The sequence below is a fragment of the Streptomyces hokutonensis genome (assembly GCF_000376565.1).
GTDB classification, from domain to species: Bacteria; Actinomycetota; Actinomycetes; order Streptomycetales; family Streptomycetaceae; genus Streptomyces; species Streptomyces hokutonensis.
In genome coordinates this window covers 1-25,844 of the sequence record NZ_BARG01000046.1, presented here as the reverse complement: position 1 = coordinate 25,844, position 25,844 = coordinate 1, and the positions used below count along the sequence as shown (strand labels likewise).

25 protein-coding genes and 2 pseudogenes are annotated in these 25,844 nt (G+C 71.3%); 9 read left to right on the top strand and 18 right to left on the bottom strand.

Going from position 1 to position 25,844, the window contains the following annotated elements:
* Nucleotides 1–98: 98 nt before the first annotated feature.
* Nucleotides 99–1,556, bottom strand: a complete 1,458-nt coding sequence (gene pdxR / locus SSP08S_RS28145) for a MocR-like pyridoxine biosynthesis transcription factor PdxR (protein ID WP_019070983.1) — start codon at nucleotides 1,554–1,556, stop codon at nucleotides 99–101.
* Between pdxR and SSP08S_RS59620 the strand changes: the two are divergent.
* Nucleotides 1,547–2,440, top strand: a pseudogene (locus SSP08S_RS59620) (DMT family transporter); the annotation flags it as partial. The gene pdxR and the pseudogene SSP08S_RS59620 sit on opposite strands and share 10 nt — an antisense overlap.
* 45 nt (nucleotides 2,441–2,485) lie before the next feature.
* On the opposite strand, the gene SSP08S_RS28135 reads toward SSP08S_RS59620, so the two are convergent.
* Nucleotides 2,486–3,316, bottom strand: coding sequence for an alpha/beta fold hydrolase (locus SSP08S_RS28135; RefSeq protein ID WP_019070981.1), 831 nt, complete (start codon nucleotides 3,314–3,316; stop codon nucleotides 2,486–2,488).
* A 101-nt stretch (nucleotides 3,317–3,417) separates the two neighbouring features.
* Complete coding sequence (locus tag SSP08S_RS28130; protein WP_019070980.1) at nucleotides 3,418–4,071, bottom strand: NADPH-dependent F420 reductase; 654 nt, start codon at nucleotides 4,069–4,071, stop codon at nucleotides 3,418–3,420.
* A gap of 109 nt (nucleotides 4,072–4,180) precedes the next feature.
* Between SSP08S_RS28130 and SSP08S_RS28125 the strand changes: the two genes are divergently transcribed.
* Together SSP08S_RS28125 and SSP08S_RS28120 are read left to right on the top strand one after the other, a co-directional pair.
* Nucleotides 4,181–5,065 (top strand): RNA polymerase sigma-70 factor, encoded by an 885-nt coding sequence (locus SSP08S_RS28125; protein ID WP_019070979.1) that lies wholly within the window; start codon nucleotides 4,181–4,183, stop codon nucleotides 5,063–5,065.
* Between the two features lie 239 nt (nucleotides 5,066–5,304).
* On the top strand, nucleotides 5,305–6,066 hold the full coding sequence (locus tag SSP08S_RS28120; RefSeq protein WP_019070978.1) for a GntR family transcriptional regulator: 762 nt from the start codon (nucleotides 5,305–5,307) through the stop codon (nucleotides 6,064–6,066).
* Nucleotides 6,067–6,290: 224 nt separating this feature from the next.
* On the opposite strand, the gene SSP08S_RS28115 is transcribed toward SSP08S_RS28120, so the two are convergent.
* The 3 genes from SSP08S_RS28115 to SSP08S_RS28105 all read right to left on the bottom strand — a co-directional run bounded on the left by SSP08S_RS28115 (nucleotide 6,291) and on the right by SSP08S_RS28105 (nucleotide 9,379).
* The gene (locus tag SSP08S_RS28115; protein ID WP_019070977.1) at nucleotides 6,291–7,445 is read right to left on the bottom strand and encodes an ROK family transcriptional regulator; all 1,155 of its coding nucleotides are present in this window, start codon (nucleotides 7,443–7,445) and stop codon (nucleotides 6,291–6,293) included.
* Between the two features lie 99 nt (nucleotides 7,446–7,544).
* Nucleotides 7,545–8,207, bottom strand: coding sequence for a response regulator transcription factor (locus tag SSP08S_RS28110; protein ID WP_019070976.1), 663 nt, complete (start codon nucleotides 8,205–8,207; stop codon nucleotides 7,545–7,547).
* A gap of 14 nt (nucleotides 8,208–8,221) precedes the next feature.
* Complete coding sequence (locus SSP08S_RS28105) at nucleotides 8,222–9,379, bottom strand: sensor histidine kinase (RefSeq protein WP_019070975.1); 1,158 nt, start codon at nucleotides 9,377–9,379, stop codon at nucleotides 8,222–8,224.
* A 108-nt stretch (nucleotides 9,380–9,487) separates the two neighbouring features.
* Between SSP08S_RS28105 and SSP08S_RS28100 the strand changes: the two genes are divergently transcribed.
* The 3 genes from SSP08S_RS28100 to SSP08S_RS28090 all read left to right on the top strand — a co-directional run bounded on the left by SSP08S_RS28100 (nucleotide 9,488) and on the right by SSP08S_RS28090 (nucleotide 11,650).
* On the top strand, nucleotides 9,488–10,408 hold the full coding sequence (locus SSP08S_RS28100) for an ATP-binding cassette domain-containing protein (RefSeq protein ID WP_019070974.1): 921 nt from the start codon (nucleotides 9,488–9,490) through the stop codon (nucleotides 10,406–10,408).
* A 2-nt stretch (nucleotides 10,409–10,410) separates the two neighbouring features.
* A complete protein-coding gene (locus SSP08S_RS28095) occupies nucleotides 10,411–11,133 on the top strand; it encodes a DUF2705 family protein (protein WP_019070973.1) in 723 nt (240 codons plus the stop codon).
* A gap of 73 nt (nucleotides 11,134–11,206) precedes the next feature.
* Nucleotides 11,207–11,650, top strand: coding sequence for a hypothetical protein (locus SSP08S_RS28090; protein ID WP_019070972.1), 444 nt, complete (start codon nucleotides 11,207–11,209; stop codon nucleotides 11,648–11,650).
* A gap of 16 nt (nucleotides 11,651–11,666) precedes the next feature.
* On the opposite strand, the gene mug is transcribed toward SSP08S_RS28090, so the two are convergent.
* From mug to SSP08S_RS28035, 10 genes are all read right to left on the bottom strand, one after another.
* The gene (mug, locus tag SSP08S_RS28085) at nucleotides 11,667–12,230 is read right to left on the bottom strand and encodes a G/U mismatch-specific DNA glycosylase (protein WP_078532547.1); all 564 of its coding nucleotides are present in this window, start codon (nucleotides 12,228–12,230) and stop codon (nucleotides 11,667–11,669) included.
* Nucleotides 12,227–13,669, bottom strand: a complete 1,443-nt coding sequence (purB, locus tag SSP08S_RS28080; protein ID WP_019070970.1) for an adenylosuccinate lyase — start codon at nucleotides 13,667–13,669, stop codon at nucleotides 12,227–12,229. The genes mug and purB overlap by 4 nt, the downstream gene beginning before the upstream one ends.
* Nucleotides 13,670–13,742: 73 nt before the next feature.
* The gene (locus SSP08S_RS28075) at nucleotides 13,743–14,084 is read right to left on the bottom strand and encodes a DUF4326 domain-containing protein (protein ID WP_019070969.1); all 342 of its coding nucleotides are present in this window, start codon (nucleotides 14,082–14,084) and stop codon (nucleotides 13,743–13,745) included.
* A 6-nt stretch (nucleotides 14,085–14,090) separates the two neighbouring features.
* Nucleotides 14,091–14,873, bottom strand: coding sequence for an SGNH/GDSL hydrolase family protein (locus SSP08S_RS28070; RefSeq protein ID WP_019070968.1), 783 nt, complete (start codon nucleotides 14,871–14,873; stop codon nucleotides 14,091–14,093).
* 63 nt (nucleotides 14,874–14,936) lie between these two features.
* Nucleotides 14,937–15,950, bottom strand: coding sequence for a hemolysin family protein (locus SSP08S_RS28065; protein WP_019070967.1), 1,014 nt, complete (start codon nucleotides 15,948–15,950; stop codon nucleotides 14,937–14,939).
* The gene (locus tag SSP08S_RS28060) at nucleotides 15,947–17,311 is read right to left on the bottom strand and encodes a hemolysin family protein (protein ID WP_019070966.1); all 1,365 of its coding nucleotides are present in this window, start codon (nucleotides 17,309–17,311) and stop codon (nucleotides 15,947–15,949) included. The genes SSP08S_RS28065 and SSP08S_RS28060 overlap by 4 nt, the downstream gene beginning before the upstream one ends.
* A gap of 150 nt (nucleotides 17,312–17,461) precedes the next feature.
* Entirely contained in the window at nucleotides 17,462–17,887 is a 426-nt protein-coding gene (locus SSP08S_RS28050) for a GNAT family N-acetyltransferase (protein WP_019070965.1), read from the bottom strand.
* Nucleotides 17,880–18,791 carry an LLM class F420-dependent oxidoreductase gene (locus tag SSP08S_RS28045; protein WP_019070964.1) on the bottom strand — a complete coding sequence of 304 codons (912 nt, stop codon included), beginning with the start codon at nucleotides 18,789–18,791 and terminating at the stop codon, nucleotides 17,880–17,882. Before SSP08S_RS28045 ends, SSP08S_RS28050 begins: the two co-directional genes overlap by 8 nt.
* Before the next feature lie 48 nt (nucleotides 18,792–18,839).
* Nucleotides 18,840–21,410, bottom strand: a complete 2,571-nt coding sequence (locus SSP08S_RS28040; RefSeq protein ID WP_019070963.1) for an ABC transporter permease — start codon at nucleotides 21,408–21,410, stop codon at nucleotides 18,840–18,842.
* A gap of 4 nt (nucleotides 21,411–21,414) precedes the next feature.
* On the bottom strand, nucleotides 21,415–22,242 hold the full coding sequence (locus SSP08S_RS28035; protein ID WP_019070962.1) for an ABC transporter ATP-binding protein: 828 nt from the start codon (nucleotides 22,240–22,242) through the stop codon (nucleotides 21,415–21,417).
* Nucleotides 22,243–22,451: 209 nt separating this feature from the next.
* Between SSP08S_RS28035 and SSP08S_RS28030 the strand changes: the two genes are divergently transcribed.
* Both SSP08S_RS28030 and SSP08S_RS28025 read left to right on the top strand, forming a co-directional pair.
* A complete protein-coding gene (locus tag SSP08S_RS28030; protein ID WP_019070961.1) occupies nucleotides 22,452–22,691 on the top strand; it encodes a hypothetical protein in 240 nt (79 codons plus the stop codon).
* A gap of 4 nt (nucleotides 22,692–22,695) precedes the next feature.
* The gene (locus tag SSP08S_RS28025; RefSeq protein ID WP_019070960.1) at nucleotides 22,696–23,070 is read left to right on the top strand and encodes a hypothetical protein; all 375 of its coding nucleotides are present in this window, start codon (nucleotides 22,696–22,698) and stop codon (nucleotides 23,068–23,070) included.
* Here SSP08S_RS28025 and SSP08S_RS28020 read toward each other — a convergent pair whose 3' ends face one another.
* Both SSP08S_RS28020 and SSP08S_RS28015 read right to left on the bottom strand, forming a co-directional pair.
* On the bottom strand, nucleotides 23,071–23,757 hold the full coding sequence (locus SSP08S_RS28020; RefSeq protein WP_019070959.1) for a class I SAM-dependent methyltransferase: 687 nt from the start codon (nucleotides 23,755–23,757) through the stop codon (nucleotides 23,071–23,073). It abuts the gene before it with no gap.
* A gap of 90 nt (nucleotides 23,758–23,847) precedes the next feature.
* Complete coding sequence (locus tag SSP08S_RS28015; RefSeq protein WP_019070958.1) at nucleotides 23,848–24,534, bottom strand: esterase/lipase family protein; 687 nt, start codon at nucleotides 24,532–24,534, stop codon at nucleotides 23,848–23,850.
* A gap of 117 nt (nucleotides 24,535–24,651) precedes the next feature.
* Between SSP08S_RS28015 and SSP08S_RS56125 the strand changes: the two are divergent.
* Nucleotides 24,652–25,844: pseudogene (locus SSP08S_RS56125) on the top strand (hypothetical protein); the annotation flags it as partial.

Here is a 25,844-nt window from a genome sequence, read left to right as displayed (position 1 = left end):
CGCCTCCACGGACGGGATGCGGTCAGGGTGCACCGCCACAACTACTGGTGCGCCGCAGCGCGCACGGAAACCACGGGTGAACAACGGAACGCGTCACATCAGAGGCCGTCCGGGTGCAGGGCGCCGGCCATCAGGCGTACACCCGCGCGGATCCGCCCCGGAGACAGATGCGCGTACCCGAGGACCAGCCGTACCACCGCGTCGCCCGCACGCGCGTGTGCGTAGGCGGTGAGCGGGCGCACCGCGACACCGGCGGCGGCCGCCCGTTCCAGGAAGTTCTCCTGGGGGCCGTACTTCTCCGGGAGTTCGGCGATGACGTGCAGTCCCGCGGCGATCCCGGTGACCTCCGCTCCGGGGAAGTGTTCCTCCAGGGCGGCGACCAGGGTGTCACGCCGCTGCCGGTAGGCGCGCTGGCAGCGGCGCAACTGCCGGTCGTAGTCGCCGCGTTCCAGGAAGCGCGCGAACAGCGCCTGGTCGAGGGTCGGGTGGCCGAGATCCATGGTCCGCTTGCGCTCGACGACGTCGTCGGCCAGCGACTCCGGCACCAGCAGCCAGCCGAGCCGCAGTCCCGGGGCGAGCGATTTGCTGACCGAGCCCGCGTAGGCGACATGCTCCGGGTCGAGGCCCTGGAGCGCGCCCACGGGGGCCCGGTCGTAGCGGAAGTCGCCGTCGTAGTCGTCCTCGAAGACCAGGCCGTCCACCGACCGTGCCCAGTCGAGGAGTTGGGCCCGCCGCCGCGCGGAGTAGGCGATGCCCGTGGGGAACTGATGAGCGGGCGTCGTGACCACGGCCCGCACACCGGACGTCCGTAGCGGCCCGATGGCAATCCCCTCCTCGTCCAGAGGCAGCGGTACGGTGCCGACGCCCGCCGACGCGTACAGGGCGTCGTGCTGCGGGCTGCCCGGATCCTCGACGCCGACGGTGCGCATCCCGCGCGCGTGGAGCACGAATCCGAGCAACGCCGTCGCCTGCGCCACTCCGGAGACCACGATCAACCGCTCCGGATCGGCGACCACACCCCGGCGGCGCGCCAGCAGTTCCGCGAGAGCCGTACGCAACCGGGGCAGCCCGCGCGGATCGGGATAGCCGAGCAGGTCGTGCGGCGACTCCGCCAGCACACCGCGCTGCGCGGCGGCCCAGGCGGAACGGGGGAACAGCGACAGGTCCGGTGTTCCGGGCACGAAGTCGACCCGGGCGCCGGGGGAGCGCGGTGCGAGATCACGCGCGCGTGGCCGCGCCGCCCGCACGGCACCGCCCACCCAGGTGCCCGCACCCCGGCCGCTGCGCAGATACCCCTCCGCCGTCAACTGCTCGTACGCCTCCGTGACCAGCCCCCGCGACACCCCGAGGTCGGCCGCCAGGTCCCGGCTCGACGGCAAGCGCGTGCCCGGCGCCAGCCGCCCCGAACGCACCGCCTCCCGCAACGCGGCCTGAAGCGAACGGCCACGCGTGCGTGCCGGTGCCGAGACGGCGGGCAGCAGCAGCTCCCACGCGGCGGAACCCGTCAGACCCTCCGGATCGATCGGCCCCTCCGGATTGGTCCGCGATGACGTCATGGAAGTGGACCTTAAACCGGACTGCCCCGCTCCCTAGCGTCTCCGCCATGACCGCAACCGCCGCCCGCGGCGCACCGCTTGCCGCCTTCGCCTGCGTCCTCGTCGGCGCGTCCTTCACCGCCAACAGCGTTCTCGGCCACTACCCGTACGCGGGCGGCCAGTTCCTGCGCTACGGCCTCGCCTGCCTGCTGCTGCTTCCCTTCACGAGCAGAGACGCGACGGCTCGGTTGCGCGCGCTCAGGCCACGTCAGTGGGCCCGGCTCGCGCTCCTCGCGGCCATCGGCATGGTCGGCTTCAACCTGGCCGTCATCGCCGCCGAACGCAGCGCCGAACCGGCCGTCCCGGGCGTCTTCGTGGGCTGCGCCCCCGTGGTCGTCGCGACCCTCGTCCCGCTTCTGGAGGGACGCCGTCCGCGGAGGATCGTGCTCTACGGGGCGTCACTCGTCGCCGTCGGCGCGTTCACCGTCCAGGGGTGGGGCCGTACGGATGCCGCCGGAATCGCCTTCTCCGGGTGCGCACTTGCGGGAGAGGTGGGCTTCGCAGTGCTCGCGGTGCCGGTGCTGCGCCCCCTGGGGCCGCGGTTGTTGTCGGCCACCGTGTGCGGTGTGGCCGCGATCGAGGCGGCGACGGCCGGGCTCCTTCTCGACCGGACCGGCTGGCTGCGGCGCCCCGACGCCACCGAGGCCGCCGCGCTGCTGTGGCAGGCGGCGGTCGTCACGGTCGTCGGCTTCGTGTGCTGGTACATGGGCCTGCAACGGATCGGCGCGGAGCGCGCCACGCTCTTCTCCGGCCTCATCCCCGTCGCGGCGGCCGCAACCGCGCCGCTCGTCGGAACGGGCGCCTACGGGGCCGCCCAGGCCGTCGGCAGCGCCCTCGTCGGCGCCGGAGTGGCCCTGGGATCAGGTGCGTCGACGTGGTTCCCGCGCCGGTCAGCGGCTGCCGTCGAGGATGACGCGTGCGACCAGCGCCGGATCGTCGCTCATCGGGCAGTGCCCGCAGCCGGGCAGCCGTACGAGCCGCGCACGCGGGATCAGGTGCTTGGCCCGGACGCCCTGGCGGCGCAGCAGCAGCCGGTCCTGGGTGCCCCAGGCCACGGTGACCGGCAGGCCGGGGAGGTCGTCGGTGAACCGGACGGTCGTGCCGGCCCGGAGCGTGTCGTCGAACCCGGGGGCGTTGACCAGCGCGAGCGTCTCGGCGACCACGGCCTCGGGTGAACGGCGGCCGGGGCGGGCGTAGATGGTGCTCGTCAGGGCCGTGCGGCCGGCCGCCGTACGCGACAGGCGCTCGACCATCGGGAGCGGCATCCGGCGGGCGATCTGCCGCATGGTGAGCAATACCCCGAAGGCGTAGCGGCGCTCCGCCTCGGACCAGAACCCGGCAGGGGAGAGGGCGGTGACCGACCGCACGACCTTCTCGCGGCCCAGTTCCAGGGCCATCAGACCGCCGAGCGAGTTGCCGGCGATGTGCGGACGGTCGAGCCCCAGTTCCTCGCAGAACGCGCTGAAGACGGCGGCCGTCGTGGACAGGTCGTACGCCAGCCCCTCCGGCAGCGCGGGGGAGGCGCCGAACCCGGGGAGGTCCACGGCGATCACGTCCCGCTCGGTCGCCAGGATGTCCACCACCGGGTCCCAGGCCTGCCGGTGATGACCGATGCCGTGCAGCAGGAGCAGCGGTTCGCCGCTGCCCACGCGCGCGTAGGACAGCGTCACGGTCCGCGGGCCGTGCGGAGAGGGGACCGGGAAGGAGACGGTGGCGGACATGGGGATGCTCCTCGTCTGGACTCGCTGACAGACGCCGTACAGGCCGTGTAGACAGCTTGTCAGCAAAAGCTACCCACTGGTAGCCCCTGTCCTGGAGGACCTCAACGCGCGCTGCGCACCTCAAGGTTGAACTCGCCGTGCCCCAGGGTCCGGAACAGGTTCACCCACAGCGGCAGCATCATCTCCACGGCGCGCGCCGACTCGATGCCGCCCAGGTCCAGCACCCGGTGAGCGGGCCAGCCGAACTCCCCGAGCAGGGCCGTCACCCTGGCCTTGGCCTCCGCGTCCTCGCCGCACACGAACACCTGGTGCTCGCCCGGCACGAGTGAAGGGTCCACCATCACCTGGCAGTTCACGGTGTTGAGGGACTTCACCACGCGGGCGTGCGGGAAGGCGCGCTGGATCTGCTCGCCCACACTGTCCGACTCCACCGGCGACAGCCTGAGCCGGCCGTCCTCGAACGCCAGGGGATTGGAGACATCCAGGACGACCTTCCCGTCGAGATGCTCGGCCCCGGCCGCCTCCAGCGCGGCGAGCGCCACCCGGCCGCCCACCGCGTTCACGATCACCTCGCCCGCCGCGGCGGCCTCCGCGAACGTACCGGCACCGGCTCCGGCACCGGCGCTCTCGGCCCACTTCAGAGCAGCCGGATTGTCCTTCGTGCGCGAGCCCAGGGTCACCTGGTGCCCCAGCTCGACCAGCTTGCCGCCCAAGGCCTGGCCGACCTCGCCCGTACCCAGCACCGCGTATCGCATCGCCACCTCCGGAATGGGCCGCCGGACGCCGTCGGCCCGTGGCCAATTCTGCTCCGGGACACACGGTTTTCTCCTGGACAGGGTCGCACGCGTCGCATGGGATAAGACCGTGACCACCGACATACCGACCGACGTCTTCGAAGAGCACCGCCCCGTCCTCATGGGAGTCGCCTACCGCATGCTCGGGCGCGTGGCCGACGCCGAGGACGTGGTCCAGGAAGCCTGGCTGCGCTGGTCCGGAGCCGACCACCGCGCGGTCCGCGAACCACGCGCCTACCTGGTGCGCGTCACCACCCGCCTCGCGATCGACCGGCTGCGCCAGATCAAGGCGCGCGGCGAGACCTATGTCGGCCCCTGGCTGCCAGAGCCGTACGTCACCGACTTCGGGGACGCCGTCGAGGACACCGCCGAACGGGCCGTGCTCGCCGACTCCGTCTCCCTCGCCGTACTCGTCGTCCTGGAGTCGCTGTCGCCGCTGGAGCGCGCCGTGTTCGTCCTCAGGGAGGCCTTCGGCTACCCGTACGCCGACATCGCGGCCATGCTGGACCGCGGTGAGCCCGCCGTGCGCCAGCTCGCCGGACGGGCCCGCAGACACGTCGACGAAGGGCGCCCGCGCTACGAGGTCGACCCGGCCCAGCGCCGCGATCTGACCGAGCGGTTCCTCGCCGCCGCGGCGGAGGGCGATCTGGAGGGCCTGATGGCGCTGCTCGCGCCGGATGTCCGACTGGTGGGCGACAGCGGCGGCAAGGCCAAGGCACCGCTGCGGATCCTGGAAACTGCGGACAATGTGGGCCGCTTCCTGATCGCCGTCGCGGGCAAGGGCATCCCGGAACTCACGTTCCGCTTCCTTGAGCTGAACGGCGGACCCGCGGTGCTGATCCTTTCGGGTGACAAGCCCGACAGTGTCTTCCAGGTGGACGTATCCGCCGGACGCATCCGATCCGTGTATATCGTCCGCAACCCCGACAAGCTCCGGTCGCTGGCTTCCGCTTAGCCGAGCTCCCTCCAGGGCCCCCGTTTCGCGACGGGGGCTTTGCCGTCGTGTCACGAAACGCGCCCTTTACGAACGCCCCGTGAACGCTCTATGGCAACCGCTCTCTGTGTTGCCTGTGGGATCGAGGATTGGTCTTGACCAAGGGTGTGGGCCGTCCTATGGTCACTGATAAGTGAAACAACCTTTAATAAACAAGGGCGCTAAAACGCGGCCGGACCACGGCGATTGCGGAGGACAGGGTGGGGACCACGCAGTTGGAATCGGTGCCGGAGCCGAAGTACTGGCATCTCAAGACAGTGCTGAGTGAGGCACTGGACTCCGAGTTCTCCGTGGGCGAGATCCTGCCCAACGAGCGAGACCTGGCCGCCCGCTTCGGCGTCGCCCGGGCCACACTCCGGCAGGCTCTGGAACAGCTCGAACTCGAAGGGCGGCTGCAGCGCCGCCGCGGCGTCGGCACGACCGTCGCGCCGCCGCGCGTGGGTGTCGCCGTCGGCACCGAACAGCACGCCTGGCCTGGCGCCGCGGAGGACGCCTGGCAGTCCGTCGACTGCGTCCTGGCGGCTCCGCCGGCGGCCGTGGCCGAGGTCCTGGAGACCGCTTCCGAGGAACTGGTGCACACCGTGCGGCGCTCCCGGGTGAGCCACGGCCAGCCGGTCGCCGCCGAGCTGCTCTACATCCCGGAGTCGTCGGTGCCCGACCTCTCCGCGATAGACACTCCGTCCGCGACGGCCCGCGCGCGTGCCGTGCTGCGCGAACTGCAGCGCCTCGAACTGGAGGGCCAGGACCGCGCCGTCGAGCTCGGCTCGGCCCGCGCGGACGACGCCAAGGAGCTGGACCGCCTCCCCGGGGCACCGGTTCTCGTCGTCACGACCCGCTTCTTCGCCGTGGGCCGCACCGCCGCGGTCTCCGTCGCGACCTACCGCGCGGACACCTGCCGCCTGACCTTCGCCGACTCCGGCGGCGTAGAAATCCACCACGGCCCGGAACGCCAGGCTTCCTGACCACGGTCACGCCACAGCCGTAGCGCCCCGGAACTCCACCGGGGCGCTAGGCATTTTCTTCTCAACGCCGGGGATGGCAGCGCCCCTTCAGGGGCGCGGGGCTATGTCGATTTGCGGCTCCGCCGCGTGGGCGCGCCCAGCCACAACGGCGCCGCACCCGACAAACGACACCAGCGCACCCAGCCCCAACGGCCCCGCACCCGACACACGACCCACCCGCCAAGCTAGCGCCGCGTCACCGTGCCCTCGACCGCGAACAGTTGCTCCTCGACATGATCGAGAGCCAGCCGCAGCGCCCCTGTAGCCGCAGCCGCCTCGCCGAGCAACGACAGGGCCACCTTGGGCGGCCGCAGGCAATACCGCGCCAACTCCCGCCGCAGCGGCTCCAGTACGCCGTCCAGCCCGGCGGCCCAGCCACCCACGACGACCAGTTCCGGATCGAGGGCCAGGACGAGCGCGGCGACATCGTGCACAAGGCGCTGTATGAAGCGGTCGACCGCCGCGCGGGCCCGCTGGTCGCCGTCGCGGGCCAGCGCGAAGACCTGCGCGACCGCCTGTTCGTCCAAGGGATGCAGCGGCTCGTCCGTCGTGGACAGCAGCGTCTCCGGAGTCACGTCCCGGCCCAGCAGATGCAGCGCGCCGATCTCACCGGCCGCCCCGCGATACCCCCGGTGCAGCCGCCCCCCGATCAGTGAACCGGCGCCGGGGCTCAGCCCCGCCAGCACCATCACCATGTCGTCGGACTCGGTCGCGGCGCCCTTCCAGTGCTCGGCGACCGCCGCCGCGTTCGCGTCGTTCTCGACCAGGACAGGGCACTTGAAGGAGCGGCTCAACCGCTCGCCCAGGTGCAGCCCCGTCCACTGGGGCAGCGCGGTGCCCAGCCGTACGGTGCCGTCCGCCTCGACGATGCCCGGCGTGGCGACGCCCACCGCACGAAGGGAACCGCGGGCGACTCCGGCCCGGCGCAGCAGCTCGGCGACCGCCGTGCGCAGCCGCTCCAGACGCTCGTCCGCCGAGGCCGTCTCGTCGACGTCCTTGGCGATCGCGCCGAGCACCCGGCCGTCCAGGTCGGCGAGGAGCACGGCGACGCGATGTGCGCCGATCTCCAGGCCCAGCAGATGCCCTGCCTCGGCCCGGAACCTGAACCGCCGCGCGGGCCGCCCCTGGCGCCGTACAACGCTCTCGTCGGCTGCCTTCTCGACGACGAGCCCGGCCTCGATCAGTCCCTCGACGACGCCCTCGACGGTCGGCCGGGACAGACCCGTCACCCGGGTGATCTCCGTCAGCGTGGCGCAGTCCGTGGCACGCAACGCGTGCAGCACCACCGCGGAGTTGATCCTCCGCAGCAGCGAGGGGTCCCCGCCGGTCAGCCCCGCCAAGGTCTGTCCTCCCAGCTCGTGCGCGTGTTGGGCGGATCGTACTCGGCGCGGCGGACCCCGGCGAGTGCCGGGCGCCCCCGACTCATGAGCCCCACCGGATCACCCGGGCGCCACGAACCCCGACTCGTACGCCGCGATCACCGCCTGCGTGCGGTCCCGGGCCCCCAACTTCGCCAGTACGGCGCTCACATGCGACTTCACCGTCTCGGTGCCGACGACCAGCCGGGCGGCGATCTCGGCGTTCGACAGACCTCTGGCCATCAGCCGCAGCACCTCGGCCTCCCGCTCGGTCAGCCGGGCCCGCTCCAGCACCGCGCGCGCCGCTCGGTTCCCGCCGCTATCGCCGTACTCAGCCGCCAACTGCCTTACGGAGGCCGGGAACAGCAGCGACTCGCCCTCGGCCACCAGCCGCACCGCGTGCACGATCTCGGCCGGCCGGGCCCGCTTCAGCAGGAACCCGTCCGCGCCGGCCCGCAGCGCCTCGTAGACGTACTCGTCGTTCTCGAAGGTCGTGATGACCAGGATCTTCGGCGGGTCCTCGACCGTGCGCAGCACCGCGCGTGTGGCTTCGATGCCGTCCAGGAGCGGCATCCGCACGTCCATGGCGACCACGTCGGGCCGCAGCTGCCGCACCAGGGGGATCACCGTGGCCCCGTCGGCGGCCTCCCCGGCCACCTCGATGTCCGGCTGCGCCTCCAGCACGGCCCGCAGACCCGCGCGTACGAGGGGTTCGTCATCGACCAGGAGAACGGTGACCGGCATCCGGCCACCCTAGATCAGCCCAGCGGCAGCTCTGCATGCACCTGCCAGTCACCCTCGTCGGGCCCCGTGTGCGCCCGGCCCCCGAGCAGTGCCGCCCGCTCGCGTATGCCCCGCAGTCCGCTGCCCCTGCCCGGCCCGGATATCGCCGCCGTCAGCGGATTGCGCACCTCCAGATCGAGTGTGCTGTCCGCGACCCGGATACGGACCCGGACGGGTACCGACCCCGCGTGCCGCAGCACATTCGTCAGCGCCTCCTGAAGAATCCGGTACCCCTCCCGGGAGACCGGCCCCGGCACCGTCTCCAACGGCCCGGTCACCTCCGCGTCGACCTTCGCCCCGGACGCCCGCGCGGACTCCCACAGCCGGTCGGCGTCCACCAGCGTCGGCCGACTGCTCACCGGCCGCTCCGCCTCACGCAGTACACCCAACACCCGCTCCAGGTCCTCCAGCGCGGCCCGGCCGGTCTCCTCGATGGCACCCAGCGCCCGCTCGGTGAACTCCGGGTCGCCCGCCGCCCGGGCGGCACCCGCCTGCACCACCGCCACCGTCAACGCGTGCCCGATGGAGTCGTGCAACTCCCGCGCGATCCGGTTGCGCTCCAGCAACTGCTCGGTGCGCTCCTCCAGGGCGGCGAGCTGCTCCGCGCGCGAGGGACCTAGCAGCTTGCGTGCCAGGGACGTGGCCAACGCTCCGAGACCGACCACAGCCACGTACAGGGCGATCAGGGGCAGGGGCACCAGCAAGGCGTACCAGCCGTGCGGCGTTGCCTCCTTGAGAAGCCATACATCGTCCTCGGGCACGTGCCCGCGTGCGGCCTCGATCAGCTGGAAGGCGATGATCGGCAGCCAGACGCAGGCGAACGTCGTCGCCCAGCCCAGAGCCATCCGCGCCTCCAGCCACAGCACCGTCCGGCCCCGGTCCCGCCAGGTCGCCGACGGCGCCACGGAGATCCCCGAGTCCTCCTTGCCCGGCGTCAGCAGCAGCTGCGCCTGCACCCCCTCGCCCATCCGCACGGCCGGGATCAGGCCGACGGGGAGCAGCATGAGCGCGGGTGCGTACGGAGTCCCAGGGCTGATGAAGATCCACAGGCTGGTGATCAGCATCGGCACCCAGAGGTGCAGCAGACGCGTGTACGTCGTCCCCCGGAGCAGCGGGCGCAGGAAGCGGGCCATTCCGACATCGTGACAGCCGGCACTGACAATCGGCCTCCCCCGGGCGGGGGAGACGATCTCCACCGGCGGGGGAGGACCGAACTCCCTTGAACGGCCAGGCTGTTGGCCATGACCAGCATCGACGTACGAGACCTCACCAAGGAGTACGGCACCCGGCGGGCCGTGGACCATGTCACCTTCGGCGTCCGCCCCGGCAAGGTGACCGGCTTTCTCGGCCCCAACGGCGCCGGAAAGTCCACCACCATGCGCCTCGTCCTCGGCCTCGACCGGCCCACCTCCGGAACCGCCACCGTCGGAGGCCGCCCCTACGCCGAGCTCACCGAGCCGCTGCGCCATGTGGGTGCCCTGCTCGACGCCCAGGCGGCCCACGGCTCCCGCACCGGCCGTGACCACCTGCGTGCCCTGGCCGCGAGCAACCGCATTCCGGTCGCCCGGGCCGACGCGGTGCTGGAGGAGACGGGACTCGCGTCGGTCGCGCGACACCGGGTGAAGGCGTACTCCCTGGGCATGCGGCAGCGGCTGGGCATCGCCGGTGCTCTCCTGGGCGATCCCGAAGTCATCCTGCTGGATGAGCCGTCGAACGGCCTCGACCCCGAAGGCATCGTCTGGATCCGGGAGTTGCTGCGCCGGCTGGCGGCGGAGGGCCGCACGGTCCTGGTCTCCAGCCACCTCATGAACGAGACCGCCTCCTTCGCCGACCACCTGGTCGTCCTCGGACGCGGCCGACTCCTCGCCGACACCCCCATGCGGGATTTCATCGACGCGCGCGTGCAGCCCCACGTACGCATCCGTACGACGGACGCCGGCGCCCTGAAGGCCGCGCTCGCCGGGCACGGTCACGACGCCGTGGAACACGAGGAAGGGCACTGGACCGTGACGCACGCACGCGTGGACGAGATCGGTGCCCTGTTGTCGGCGGCGGGCGTACCGATCCTCGAACTGGCTTCCGCGGAGGGCACGTTGGAGCAGGCCTATCTCGATCTGACCGCCACCGAGACCGAGTTCACCGCACCGAACCAGGAGGCCTGACCATGGCGTTCGCGCCCGTGTTCCACTCCGAGTGGATCAAGATCCGTTCCCTGCGCTCCCAGCTCGCGTCCCTGGCCACGATCCCCGCGGTGACGGCCCTCTTCTCCGCGCTCTCCTCGTCCGACACCGGGGGAGACGACTTCGACCCGCTCTTCGCGGTCTTCTTCGGCGCGAGTTTCGGACAGATCGCGGCGATCGCCTTCGGCACGGCCGCCGTGTCCGCCGAGTTCCAGGGCGGAGCGCTACGGCTGTCGCTGGCCGCGGTGCCGCGCCGGGGCCGCTGGTTCGCGGCCAAGGCGACCGCGATCGCCGTACCGGTGCTGGCCGTCGGCCTGGTCACCGGTGTCGTGACGCTGTTGGTGGGCAAGGCGGTCCTCGGTGCCAAGGCCGATGCGCTCGGCTGGGCGGAGCAGGTGCGCGGGGTGGTCGGCTGCGCCGTCTATCTCACGCTGATGGCACTCTTCGCGGCCGGTCTCACGGCACTGCTGCGCAGCAGTGCGGCGACGCTGGGCATCCTCATCCCGTTCCTGCTGATCGTGTCCTTCGTCATCGGCGACATGTCGAACAACATCGCGGACCTGCTGCCCGACCGGGCCGGCCAAGTAGTGCTGCACGCGACCTGGGACGGCGCGATGGGCCCCTGGACCGGGCTCGCGGTGACAGCGCTGTGGACGGCGGCGGCATTGGCCGCGGGGGCGTTGAGCGTGCGGCGCCGGGACGCCTGATCCGGGAAGTTCACCGATCCGGGGAAGCACTGACGGCCCGCCAGTTGTCAGTGGTGGCCGGTTTACTGGAGCCATGAACATCACGCACTGGCTGACCACGATCGACCTGCTGCGCACCCGGGACTTCCCCGTGGAGCACGGCAGGACGGACGTGGGCACGGGGGGACCCGGCTATCACATCGCCGAGTTACAGACGAGCGGCGACTTCTGGGAGGACGACGGCACGGAGCGGGAGGAGACCGAGACGCAGTTCGAATTCGACCGGGACGGACTCGGAGAGCGACTGAACGAGCGCTGGGGAGCACCCGATGTCATCAGCCTGGCCGACACGTTCGATCGGGCGGGGGACGGCGAGGACATACCGGAGCCCTGGGCCTCCCTGAGCTCGCACGTGCCGGACGTCCAGCTGTGGAAGCCGGCGCACGAGGACCGGTGGATCGCTCTCGGCATATCCCAGTGGGACAAGGAACTCCCGTTCCAACTCCTGGCCGTCGTCACGGAGACAGCCCCACCGTGATCCGCCGGACAAGGCCCTAGCCCCGCGCAGCGTCCCGCAACCGCCCGAACTCCTCAGCCATCGTCGCCGCCGTCCAATGCGCGTTCAGCCCGCTCGGATTGGGCAGCACCCACACCCGCGTGTCCCCGAACATCCGCTCCTGCGGCCCCACTTGAGCCCGACGGTCGTCGAACGCGGCCCGATACGCCGTGACACCCAGTACCGCCAGCCACCGCGGCTGCCACCCCGCCACCTTCGAGGCGAGCGACTGGCCGCCCTCCCGGTACTCCTCCGCGCTCAGTTCGTCGGCCCGTGCCGTCGCCCGCGCCACCACGTTCGTGATGCCGAGCCCGAACGACAGCAACTCGCCCTGTTCCGAAGGCTTCATGAGCCTCGGTGTGAAGCCGGACAGGTGCAGCACCGGCCAGAAACGGTTGCCGGGACGGGCGAAGTGATGGCCCGTGGCCGCCGTCATCAGACCTGGGTTGATACCGCAGAACAGGACACCGAGGCCGTCCGCGACGACGTCCGGTACGAGACGGTCGCGGGCGGCCTCAAGCTCGGCCTGGGTGAAGCGCTTCGGAGGCGCAGGAGGCGTCAGAGGATCGCCCCCGGGGTGTAGCCCGCGGCCTCCGGGTGCTGCTTCGCGATCTCCTCGACACGGGCGACCACGGCGGCGACCTGGTCGGCGGCGGCGCCCGTGAAGGACAGCTTGTCGGCCATCAGCGCGTCCAACTGGGCGCGGTCCAGCGGGATGCGCTCGTCGGCGGCGAGCTTGTCCAGCAGCTCGTTGCGCTCGGCGCCCTGCTCACGCATCGCCAGCGCGGAGGCGACCGCGTTCTCCTTGATGGCCTCGTGCGCGACCTCGCGGCCGACACCCGCGCGGACGGCGGCCATCAGCACCTTGGTCGTCGCGAGGAACGGCAGATAGCGGTCCAGCTCACGCGCCACGACCGCCGGGAACGCGCCGAACTCGTCGAGCACGGTCAGGAACGTCTCCAGCAGCCCGTCGAGCGCGAAGAACGCGTCGGGGAGGGCCACCCGGCGCACCACCGAGCAGGAGACGTCGCCCTCGTTCCACTGGTCGCCCGCCAGCTCCCCGGTCATCGACGCGTAACCGCGCAGGATGACCATGAGGCCGTTGACGCGCTCGCAGGAGCGGGTGTTCATCTTGTGCGGCATCGCGGAGGACCCGACCTGGCCCGGCTTGAAGCCCTCGGTGACCAGTTCGTGCCCGGCCATCAGCCGGATCGTCTTCGCGAGCGACGAGGGCGCCGCCGCGACCTGCACCAGCGCGGTCACGACCTCGTAGTCCAGCGATCGGGGGTACACCTGGCCGACCGAGGTGAACGCCTGCGAGAAGCCGAGGTGGGAGGCGATCCGCTGCTCCAGCTCCGCGAGCTTCGCCGCGTCACCGCCGAGCAGGTCCAGCATGTCCTGCGCCGTGCCCACCGGGCCCTTGATACCGCGCAGCGGGTAACGGCCGAGCAGTTCCTCGACCCGGCCGTACGCCACGAGCAGCTCGTCGGCCGCGGTCGCGAAACGCTTGCCCAGAGTGGTGGCCTGCGCGGCCACATTGTGCGAGCGGCCGGCCATGACCAGCTCGCCGTACTCACCGGCCAGCTTCCCGAGCCGGGCCAGGACGGCCACCGTACGGTCGCGCATCAGCTCCAGGGAGAGCCGGATCTGCAGCTGCTCGACGTTCTCGGTCAGGTCCCGGGACGTCATGCCCTTGTGGACCTGCTCGTGCCCGGCGAGGTCGTTGAACTCCTCGATCCGTGCCTTCACATCGTGCCGCGTGACCTTCTCGCGCTCGGCGATGGAGGCCAGGTCGACCTGGTCGAGGACGCGCTCGTAGTCCGCGATCGCCGCGTCCGGCACCTCGATCCCGAGGTCCTTCTGGGCCCGCAGCACGGCGAGCCAGAGCTGCCGCTCCAGCTTCACCTTCTGCTCGGGCGACCAGAGCGTGGCGAGCTCGGTGGAGGCGTAACGTCCGGCGAGGACGTTCGGGATGCGGGGCTTGGCGGCAGCGGAAGTCACGTGTACGGATTCTACTGGCGATTCGTGCAGGCCAGCGCCACAGTGCCCTTCGTCGGAAGCTACGAGACCTCCGTCACCACCCCGAGTCCGCCAGCTCGGCCAGCACCCCCGCGTGACACAGCAGCGGAGCGCACCAGCAGCCCAGCGTCCGTCCGCGCAGCTCCGGTACCAGGGCCAGCAGGTCGGGGCGGGCCAGGAGATACGCCCGGTACTTCGCCATCACCTCCGCGCGCGTGCCGTCCCGGCGGCGCGTGGGGGTGTCGTAGGCGAAGGGGTTGTAGAGCGGGTGGCGGGGGAGGTCCCAGCCGCCGAGGGTCCAGCGGCGGCCGACGTAGACGAGGTCCTCGGGGGCGCGTTCCAGACGGGGGCCGTACTCATGAATCCGGCCCCTGACGTTGATCACCCGCGTGGTCATGGGGAGTTACGCCGCCGGGCCCTCGTAGGGGAGGAGGTCCGGGCGCTTGGGGGAGAGGCCGTCGCCCGAGGAGCGGCCGGTGAGGCGGCGGCCTATCCAGGGGAGGAGGTACTGGCGGGTGAAGCGGACGTCCTCCACGCGGCGGGCGGTCCAGTTCGGGGGCGGGGTCGGGGGCATCGGGGTGCGCCACTCCGGGTCCTCCGCCTCGTAGCCCAGGGTCTGCCACACCGCCTCGGCGACGCGGCGGTGCCCCTCGGCCGTGAGGTGGAGCCGGTCGACGTCCCACGCGCGCTGGTCGGCGAGCGAGGGCGCGCTGTACAGGTCGACGACCAGGGCGCCGTGCCGGTCGGCGAGGTCGTCGACGTAGGAGAAGAGTTCCTCCATGCGCGGCCGGAAGCGCTGCTGGACCGGGCCCTCGCGGCCGGGGCTGCGCATCAGCACCAGGTGCTTGCAGGCGGGCGTGAGGCGTTCGACGGCCTCCTCCAGCAGTGCGCGGACCCGGCCCATGTCGCACTTGGGGCGCAGGGTGTCGTTCAGGCCGCCCACCAGCGTGATCACGTCGGGCTGCATGGCGGCCGCCGGGCCGACCTGCTCGTCGACGATCTGCGCGATGAGCTTGCCGCGCACGGCGAGGTTGGCGTACCGGAAGCCGGGCGTCCGGGCGGCCATCCGGCCGGCGAGGAGGTCGGCCCAGCCCCGGTAGGTGCCGTCCGGGAGCAGGTCCGACATGCCCTCGGTGAAGGAGTCGCCGATCGCGACCAGGCTGGTGTGCGTGGGATTCGTCTGCATGGCGACGAAGATGATATCCCGCGTCCATACCCGCCGGTCGGTGGGCCTCCACCACCCCCTGGCCTACGCCCGCTGCCCGAACAGCTCCCGCAGCACGTCCTCCATGGTCACCAGACCGGTCAGCCTGCCCTCCTCGTCGAGGACCGCCGCGAGGTGCGTACGGCCCCTGCGCATCGCGGTGAGGACGTCGTCCATGGGCGTGCTCTCCCGGATGTTCGCGATGGAGCGCATGTCCTCCACCCGGAACGGCTCGTCGCGCGGTGAGGCGTCCAGCGCGTCCTTGACGTGGAGATAGCCGATGATCCGGCGCTCGCCGTCCACCACCGGGAAGCGGGAGAAGCCGGACTCGGCCGACAGCACCTCCAGCTCGGCCGGAGTGATGCCCGCGACCACGTAGTCGACGCGTTCGAGGGGCAGTACGACGTCCCGGACCGGCCTGCTGCCGAGCTCCAGGGCGTCGTTCAGCCGCTCCCGGGCGCGCTCGTCGATGAGACCGGCCTCGCCGGAGTCCCTTACGATCCGGGCGAGTTCGGCGTCCGAGAAGGTCGCCGTGACCTCGTCCTTGACCTCGACCCGCAGCAGCTTGAGCAGCGTGTTGGCGAACGCGTTGATCGTGAAGATCACCGGGCGCAGCGCCCGGGAGAGGGTCACCAGCGGCGGTCCCAGCAGCAGCGCGCTGCGCACCGGCTCGGCGAGCGCGATGTTCTTCGGCACCATCTCGCCGAGCAGCATGTGCAGATAGGTCGCCGCCGCCAGCGCGATCACGAAGGACACCGCGTGTCCCGCGCTCACCGGGACGCCGACCGCGTGGAACACCGGTTCCAGGAGATGCGCGATCGCCGGTTCGGCGACGATACCGAGCACCAGGGTGCACAGCGTGATGCCGAGCTGGGCCGCGGCCAGCAGCACGGACACGTGCTCAAGCCCCCACAGCACGCTCTTCGCGCGTCGGTCGCCCTGTTCGGCATGCGGCTCGATCTGGCTGCGGCGCACCGAGATCAACGCGAACTCGGCGCCCACGAAGAAGGCGTTGACGACCAGCGTCGCCAACCCGATCAGCAGTTGTACGGCGGTCACAGCTCCCCCTTCGCGGAGTCGGAATCGGAACCAGAATCGGAGCCAGGGCCGGATGCGTCGCGCGGCGCGTGCAGCAGCAACCGCGCGGCCCGCCGCCCCGACGCGTCCACGACGTCGATGCGCCACCCGGCGACCTCGACGGTGTCCCCGACCTCCGGAATCCGCCCCAGCTCGGTGGCGACCAGACCGGCCAGCGTCTCGTACGGCCCCTCAGGCGCCCGCAGTCCGACGCGCGCGAGCTGGTCCATGCGGGCGGCGCCGTCCGCCGAGTACAGCGTCCGGCCCTCGTCGTCCGTCCCGGCCGGGGCCAGGTCGGGCGTCTCGTGCGGGTCGTGCTCGTCCCGCACCTCTCCCACGACCTCCTCGACGATGTCCTCGAGGGTCGCGACGCCCGCCGTACCGCCGTACTCGTCGATGACGACGGCCATCGTGCGCTTGCCGGAGAGCCGGTCCAGGAGGCGGTCGACGGTGAGGGACTCGGGGACGAGGAGGGGTTCGCGCAGCACGTCCGACAGGGGGAAGCGGGCCCGCTGGTCCGCCGGTACCGCCAGGACGTCCTTGATGTGCACGGTGCCGACGACCTCGTCGAGGCTGCCGCGGTAGACCGGGAAGCGGGACAGGCCGGTGGCCCGGGTCGCATTGGCCACGTCCTCGCAGGTCGCCTGGGCGTCGAGGGCGACGACCTGGACGCGGGGCGTCATCACGTTCTCCGCGGTGAGGTCGGCGAGGTTCAGGGTCCGCACGAACAGCTCGGCGGTGTCCGGCTCCAGGGCGCCCTGCTTGGCGGAGTGGCGGGCCAGCGCGGCCAGCTCCTGCGGCCCGCGCGCGGAGGCCAGCTCCTCGGCGGGCTCCAGGCCGAAGGCGCGCACCACGTGGTTGGCCGTGTTGTTCAGATGGCTGATGAAGGGACGGAACGCGGCACTGAACCAGCGCTGCGCGTTGCCCACCCGTTTGGCCACGGCCAGCGGCGAGGAGATCGCCCAGTTCTTCGGCACCAGCTCGCCGACGACCATCAGGAACACCGTCGACAGTGCCGTGCCCAGCACCAGCGCGACGGACTTCGACGCGGAGTGCGAGATGCCCAGCGACTCCAGGGGGCCCGCGATGAGCGCGGCGATCGACGGCTCGGAGAGCATGCCGACGACCAGGTTGGTGACCGTGATGCCGAGCTGGGCGCCGGAGAGCTGGAAGGTCAGATTCCGTACGGCCTTCAGGGCACCGGAGGCGCCGCGCTCGCCGCGCTCGACCGCGCGCTCCAGCTCGCCGCGCTCCACGGTGGTCAGCGAGAACTCGGCCGCGACGAAGGCGCCGCAGAGGAGCGAGAGCAGGATCGCCACCAGCAGCAGAAGCACTTCGGTCATCGGGTCACCTCCGTCCCATGATCGGACAGGGCAGGGAGGTTCGCGCGATGTCGCTTACTGGGAGGCTCGCCCATGGGCGGACGCTCACACCTTTCGAGGAGATGCAGAAGTTCCGGGTCGTCCGCCAATGGTAAAGGATGAGCAAAGCGTTCAGGTGGTGAGGTGCTTCACCCAGCGCCGCCAGTGGTCTTCGCGTGCATACCCCGCCGCGCGCCACGCATGCTGCCCGGTCTCGTTGCGTTCCAGCACCATCGCGTCCCCGCGCCGCCCGCCCAGCGCCACGAACCGCTCCTCGGCCGCGGTCAGCAGCGCCGAGCCGATGCCCCGGCGGCGCTGCTCAGGGTGCACGGCCAGCCGGTAGAGGTGACAGCGCCAGCCGTCGAAGCCGGCGATCACGGACCCGACGAGCCGCCCGTCGCGTTCCGCGAGGATCAGCGCGTCGGGGTCCCTCTCGACGAGCCGGGCCACGCCGTCGCGGTCGTCGCTGATGCTCGTCCCTTCGGCGGCCTCGCGCCAGAACGCCAGCACGGCGTCGATGTCGGGGAGGGCCGCGCTGCGGATATGAAGATCACTCATGGGTCGAGCCAAGCAGAGGGTGGGCGGGTGCCGCGAGCGGGTTTCGGCGCAGTTCTTCGACGACCGGCGCGAATGCCTCGATGTACGGCTCCAGCACGGTGAGATAGGAGAACCCGTACCGGTCGCGCAGCGCGCGCACCTTCGCGGTGATCTCCTCCAGGGTGCCGACCAGCATGACGGGCAGGTCCAGCACCTGCTCCAGGGTGAGGTCCGGTCGGCGCTCCAGCAGCGGACGGAGCGCGCTCGCGGGGTCGTCGGTCACCGCCACCAGCTGGATCAGCAGGTTGAGTTCGGCGGGTTCCGCCCGGTCGGCCGCGAACTCCCGGTAGCGGGCGACCCGTTGACCGAACTCGGTGGAGTCGACCGGCGCCAGCTTGCCCGTCGTACTGCCCGGCTCCAGGCTCGCCCCGGTGAACGCCGCGATGTCCGCGTGCTCGGCGGTCAGGCGCAGCATGCGGTCGCCGTTGCCGCCGAGTAGCAGCGGCACCCGGGGTTCCGTGGTCTCCAGCAGCCGCGCCAACTCCTCGACGGTGCGCCGGAGATGGTCCACGCGTTCACCCGGTGAGCCGAAGGGCAGCCCCGCCGTGTCGTGCTCCGCCTGAATGTAGCCCGTGCCCAGGCCGAGTTCGAGACGGCCGCCGGTCAGGTCGTGGGTCGTCGCGACCTCGCGGGCCAGCAGAGTCGGGTTCCAGAAGCCCGCGTTGAGCACGAACGTGCCCACCCGTGGCCGCTCGGTCGCGTCCGCCGCCGCGACCAGTGCGGGGAACGGCGCGACCATGCCGAGATGGTCGGGGACCAGGATCACGTCGTAGCCGAGTTCCTCGACGCGTCGGCATCTGGAGCGCCACTCGTCGGCGGGCGCGGACGTGAGCAGACTGGCCCCGAAGCGGAACGGGCGCGGCATGAACTCTCCTCGGTGGCAGGGGACTTCAGAACGACCGTCGCGATTCCATCACTCGTGCGCGATCGCCGCCAGCACGTTCATGCGGGAGGCGCGCAATGCCGGCAGCAGTGCCGCCACGATGCCGACCACCGCCGAACCGATCACCACCGCGATGATCGTGGTCCACGGGACCGCGAGCGCCTTCATGCCCTGGAGCGCGAGGACTTGCTGCGCGCACACGCCCCACACCAGGCCGAGACCGAGTCCCAGTACGGCGCCGAACACCGCGATCACCACCGACTCCAGCCGGATCATCCGCCGCAGTTGACGCCGTCCGAGTCCGATCGCGCGCAGCAGGCCGATCTCCCGGGTGCGCTCGACGACCGACAGGGCAAGGGTGTTGACCACGCCGAGCACCGCGATGACGATGGCCAGCCCGAGCAACGCGTAGACGAGATACAGCAGTACGGCGATCTGGTCGTGGATCAGCTTCTTGTAGTCGGCCTCGTCGCGGACCTGTACCTGCGGATAGGGCTTCAGCGTCGTGTCCAGCGCCTTGCGGAGTTGGTCCGCGCCGGTGCCGGAGGCGGCGTTCACGTACAGCGTGGAGTCCTGGCCGTTCGGGACGTACTTCTCGACCGTGGCGATCCCGAAGAACAGCCCGCCCTGCGTCCCGAACCCGCCGGCCGTGCCCTGGTCGCTGAGGGCGCCCACCGTCAGTTGTGTGGTGCGTCCGCCCGGGAACTCGACGGGGAGCACGCTGCCCAGCCGTACCTTGTGGTCCTTCGCGAAGTCGACGTCCATGGCGAGGTGCCCAGCCGCGAGTGCCGAAGTCGTGTTCCCCTGCGCGTACTTGATGTGGGCGACCTTGTCGAGCGGGGAGTCGTAGCCGGCGGCCGTCGTCTCCACCCGCTTGCCGTCCGGCAGCCGGACCGCGAGGGGCGCGAAGCGGGCGCGTACGACGAGACCGACGCCGTCGGTGGCGCGCACATGGTCCGTGACCTCCTTGGAGAACGGCACGAAGCTGCCGTTCTGGATCACGAAGTCGGCGCCCAGGGTCTTGTCGATCTGCTGGTCGAAGGACTTGGACATGGAGGCGCTCGCCACCGACATCCCGCCGACCAGAGCCAGGCCCACCATCAGGGCCGCCGCGGTGGCGCCCGTACGGCGCGGGTTGCGCAGGGCGTTGCGCTGGCTCATCCGGCCGACCGAGCCGAACAGGGCGGGGAAGGCACCGCCCAGCACCCGGATCATCGGGCGGACCAGGAGCGGGCCCGCGATCACGGTCGCGATCAGGGTGAGTACGATCCCGAGCCCCAGGAGCGAGGCGGACGAGGCCGTCTTCGTCGCGGCCGCGCAGCCCGCGAGCGCGGCCACGCCGATCGCGCCGACGATCGAACCCACTACCGCGCGCACCCTCAACGGCCGCCCCACACCGGCGACTTCGGCGTCCGCGAGGGCAGCCATGGGCGAGACCGTCGCGGCCCGCCGGGCCGGGAGATACGCGGCGACGAAGGTGACGCCGACGCCAACGACGTACGCCGCCACGGGAGTCGGCCAATTCACCACCATCTCGGCGGTCTTGAGGTTCATACCGAACGCGGTCATGAGCTTGATCAGCCCGACCGCGAGCCCGATCCCCGCCGCCAGCCCCAGAGTCGAACCGACAAGACCGAGCAGCAGCGCCTCGGTGAGCACCGAGCGCCGCACCTGCTTGCGGTCCGCGCCGAGGGCGCGCAACAGGCCCAGTTCGCGGGTGCGTTGGGCGATCAGCATCGAGAACGTGTTGACGATCAGGAACACACCGACGAGGACGGCGATGCCCGCGAAGCCCAACATCACGTACTTGATGACGTCGAGGAATCCGCCCAGGTCGGCGGCGGCCGACTTGGCCTGCTCGTCGGCGGTCTTGATGTCGTAGGAGCCGGACGAACCGATCGCGGCGGCCACCCGCTGCTTGAGCACCGCGTCGGACACGCCCTTGGCCGCGTCCACCGAGATGCTGGTCGCGCGGTCGGATGCGCCCAGCAGCTGGGACTTCGCGGTGGCCGGGTCGAGGAAGACCAGCGCGGCACCGGGGTTGGTGGTGGTGAAGGTGGCGATGCCGACGATCTCGACCTTGAAGCTGCCGGGCTGCGCCTGCACGGTCAGCGTGTCGCCGATCTTCACGTGCTTGTTGTTGGCGGTGTCCGCGTCCAGGAGGGCCTGGCCGGCGCCCTGCGGGGCGTGCCCGGAGGTGAGTTTCACCGGGCTGCGGTCGGTGAGGTACCAGTCGGTGGCGATGGTGGGCGCGCCAGTGGTGGGCCCGACCGACTTGTCCTTGCTGTCGACGACCACGATGTTCTGCACGGACACGTCGGCGTGGGTCGCGGCGACCCCGGCGACCTTCGCCACCTGCCCGGCCAGTGCGGCGGGCACGGTCTCGGTCGCGCCGGTGGGCACCGAGGACTTGAGGTCCTGCTTCGGCTCCACGGTCACATCGGCGGACGTGGAGGCGAAGAGGCGGTCGAAGGTGCGGGTCACCGTGTCGGAGAAGATCAGGCTGCCCGCGACGAACGCGACGGACAGCACTACGGCCAGCGCCGAGAGCAGCAGCCTTCCCTTGTGCGCGAGGAAGCTCCGGAGGGTCGCCTTCAGCACGGGTTCAGTCCTTGTCCTCGGTGTCCCCAGTGGCTGCCGGCGGGCCGTCGAGCTGCCCCCTGGCCAGATCGAATCGCTTCATCCGCTCCAGCACGCCCTCCGCCGTCGGCCGCTCCATCTCGTCCACGATCCGCCCGTCCGCGAGGAAGAGCACCAGGTCGGAGTGGGCGGCGGCGCCCGGGTCGTGGGTGACCATGACCACGCTCTGCCCCAGGCCGTCGACCGCGTCGCGCAGGAAGCCGAGCACTTCCAGACCGGCCCGTGAGTCGAGGTTGCCGGTCGGCTCGTCCGCGAAGATCAGCTCGGGCCGCGAGGCGAGCGCCCGCGCGCAGGCCACCCGCTGCTGCTGGCCGCCGGACAACTGGGACGGCCGGTGCTTGAGCCGGTCCCGCAGACCGAGCGTGTCGATGACCTGGTCCAGCCACTTCTGGTCCGGCTTCTGGCCGGCGATGTCCATGGGCAGCGTGATGTTCTCGGCCGCGTTGAGGGTCGGGATGAGGTTGAACGACTGGAACATGAACCCGATCCGGTCCCGGCGCAGCCGGGTCAGCTCGCGGTCCTTCAGGCCCGTTATCTCGGTGTCGCCGAGCCACACCTGCCCGGCCGAGACGGTGTCGAGCCCCGCCAGGCAGTGCATCAGCGTGGACTTCCCGGAGCCCGAGGGCCCCATGACGGCGGTGAAACGGCCGCGCGCGATGTCCACGTCCACCGCGTCCAGGGCGAGCACGGTCGTCTCGCCCGAGCCGTACGCCTTGGTCAGACCGCGGGCACGGGCCGCGATCCGGCCGGCCGGGGCCTGACCCGGGGCGTGCTCCGCTGCAGGTGTGGACAAGACGGCCTCCTGGAGTTCCCTCGCTCGTGGACGTGCCCGACTCCGTACTCCCGGCCGAGCCTAGTGTGACGCGGCGCACACCCGATATCCCCCGTGCGACCGAGGCGGTCTCCGCCCCAGGTCGGGCCCCGGACACCGGTGTAAGGGGCACTCTCCACCCACCGGATGAGCCCTTGCCTCTGCTAGCAATTCGGCGCTAGCGTCTAGGTATGGCGAAGACCCAGCTGAACGTACGCGTGGACGAGGGCACCGCCCGCGCGGCGCGTGAGCGTGCCCTGGCCCGTGGCATGAGCGTCAACCGCTACATAGAAGAGCTGGTCAGACAGGACACCGGGGAGGTCGGCCACACCTTCGTCGAGGCCGCCGCCGACTTCATGAAGCAGTACGAGTCCGTCTTCGCCGACGAGTTCGGCACCGACGGGAAGAGCACCCGCGAAGGTCGCCGCTGATCCCTTGAACAACCTCAGGATCGACCTCGCCTGGCTGCTCATGCTCGCCGAACACAACACACCCGGAGACCCCCAGGTCACCGACTGGGGCGCGCTCGTCGCCGCCGTCGCCCGCCACCAGGCCGACATATTCGACGTCCCCGTCTACGACAGCCCGCACGCACGCGCCGCCGCGTTACTCCAACTCCTCATCCACGTCCCCGCGTTGGAGCGCTCCAACGCCCTCTTCGCCTCGGCCGTCGCCTACGCGTACCTCGTCGCCAGCGGCCTGAAGGTCATCACCTCGCCCGAACAGGTCCGGGATCTGGCCCGGTTGGTCAAGAGCGGCGAGGCGTCGGTCGACGACATCGCGCACGAACTGCGCCAGTGGAGCCTGTGATCAGTCGTCCGTGACCGGCCGCCAGGCCGTACCGAGGACGCAGTACGACGTCGGCAGCGCGGGCCCCTTCTCCGGGATCAACACCCGGCGGTACGGCCCGAGTTCGAACCCCGCGTCGCGCAGCTCGGCGACCGGGTCGCGGGCCAGATGGCAGCCACCGTTCAGCGGCGGCCACAGCGTGCGGTCCAGGGCGCGCTGGGTGAACGCCATCGCCGGCCCGCCGCCCCGGCCGTGCTCGAAGAACCGCACGACCCCGCCGGGCCGCAGCACCCGCCGTGCCTCCGCGAGCGCCCGCGGCGCATCGCGCACGCTGCGCAGCACCAGCGAGAGCACGACCGCGTCGAAGGCCTCGCTCTTGACGGGCAGCTTCTCCGCCGCACCCGGCACCACGTCGACGGGCATCTCGGAGCGGAGCGCGGACTCCACGGCCAGCTGCCGCAGAGTCCGCTCGGGCTCGATCGCGACGATCTCCGAGACCGCGCTCGGATAGTGCGCGAAGTTCAGGCCGTTCCCGGCGCCGATCTCGATCACCCGCCCGGAGAGCCCGGCGAGCAGCCTCTCCCGCATGCCCGCCAGGCCGAACCGTGACTCGGCGCGCACGCTGAAGCGGGCGTAGTAACGGGCGAACAGCGGGTGGTGGACGGCGTCCCGCGGCACAGTGCCGGAGCCTGCGGACCGTAGCGGCATGGCGACCTCCCGGACCGGACCGAAACCGGTCCCTACGGGGATTGTCCCCCTTGTCGGCCGCGCCCACCCCCGCTGTCGCCCTGGGGCGGGTCAGGAGATGAAGTCGTGCACCTGTTCGTAGACGCCGTGGTCGTTGTTCATGTTCGTGTGCGAGATGCACCCGACGTCGACATTGGTCGCGCCGCTCAGTTCGGCGGAGGTGTCCGGGTTGATCGCCTCGTCGCAGTCCGACCAGTAGGCCGCGTACGACACGCTGCCGGGTGTCTCGTCACCGGAGTTGAGCGCGGTGAGGAAGGAGCTCCCGGTCTGCATCTCCTTGCAGGACGTGTACAGCCAGCCGCACAGCGAGGCGATGGTGGTGCCGTGGTTGACCCCGGCGACGGACACGAAGTGGTCCACGTACGACGTACCGCTCAGGTTCTTGAGGAAGTAGCGGGAGCTGAGCGTCCCCATGGAGTGACCGACGATGTCGACCTTCGACGCCCCGGTCTGCGCGAGCACGCTCTTGACCTCGGTGGCCAGCTGCGAGGCGGTCGTGACGTTCGACTGCGTCCAGTCGTACGACCACGCGAACAGCTCGGACGAGGAGTAGCCGTCGGCCTCGAAGTCCGCGACCCAGTCGTCCCAGCCGCTCGCCGAACCGCTGAGGCCGTGCACGAAGATGATGGGATCGTGGCTCGCCGCGTGGGCGGGCGTCGAGGCCAGGGAGAGTGACAGAAGGAGCGAGGTGGTCACGGCCGACAGGGCCGTGGCGATGCGACGCTTGTGGCGCTGCATGATGCCTCCTGATACGGGTGGGGTTGTCAGGAGTGTCAGCGGGGTCTACGCGCGCCGCATCGGCGAAATCGCCGGTCTTTACGTGTGAATTAACTCGCCAGTAACGTCAGTTGTGTGGTGACACCAGTGAACCCCCCACCTCTGGACCGCACTTGGCCACCGTCGCGCACCGATGTGTGGCGAACCCTCGATCCCGGGCTCCCCGAGGGCGTCCGCATCCGCCTCCTCCGCGCGGCCTACGGCGACCTCCGCGCCGCCGCCGAACTCCGCTCGCGCCTGACCCCACGCCAGGCCGCCGGCCTCGACCCCCTCCCCACCGAACCGGCCTCCCTGGCACCGGAGTTGCTCAGCCGCCACCGCCGGGAGATCCGCTCCCTGCCCGACGACACCCGCCTGCTCCTCCTGCTCGCCGCCGCCGACCAGTACCCGGTCCCCACCCACGCTTTCCTCCGCGCCGTAGCGGCGGGCCGGCTCGACACCCGGCCCCTGGAAGCCGCCGAGACGGCCGGGGTCGCACAGGCGACGGCCGGCGGGGTCGTGTTCCGTGACGCGTGGACGAGGATCGCCGCGTACGAGACCGGGTCCCCGGCCGACCGGCGGGACGTGCACCGGTTGCTGGCGCGGGTGTTGCGCGCGGAGGGCGAGGCCCCCCGGCGCTCCTGGCATCGGGGTGCGAGCGCGCTCGGCCCCAGCGTGCGGCTCACCGCCGAACTCCGTACGGCGGCGGGCAAGGCTCGCGCGACGGGCCAACACGCCCTCGCCTGCGCCCTGGTGGAACGCGCCGCCGCCCTCTCCCGCGACCCCCGCGAACAGTCCCGCCTCCTCGACCGCGCCGCCGGCGACGCCTGGCAGTCCGGCGAGGGCGACCGCGCCCGAAGACTCGCCGCCGCGACGGACAGCGACGCGCTGAACGGGGTGTTCGCGCTGCGGTCCGGGAACGCGGCGGAGGCGTTCGACGCGTTGCTGATCGCGGTGGTGCGACGGGGAGTTGAGGGGTCGGTGGCGGGGCGAGGGGGCGACGGGCCGGTGGTGCGGCGATCGACCGAGGAGCCTGCGGCGCGACCAGTGGCCGAGGAGCCTTTGGCACGACGGGAGGCCAAGGAGCCTTTGGCCGGAGGCCACTTGAGTGAGGCGCCGGGAACGGCGATGCCGCGAGCGGAAGCATCTCGGACGGCGGCGACTCCCGGGGTGGGTGTGTCTGGAGCGGCGACTCCCGGAGTGGGTGTGCCTGAAACGGGGACTCCCGGGGTGGTTGAGCCTGGAAGGGCGACTCCCCAGGTGGATGCGTCTGGGACGGCGACTCTCCGGGC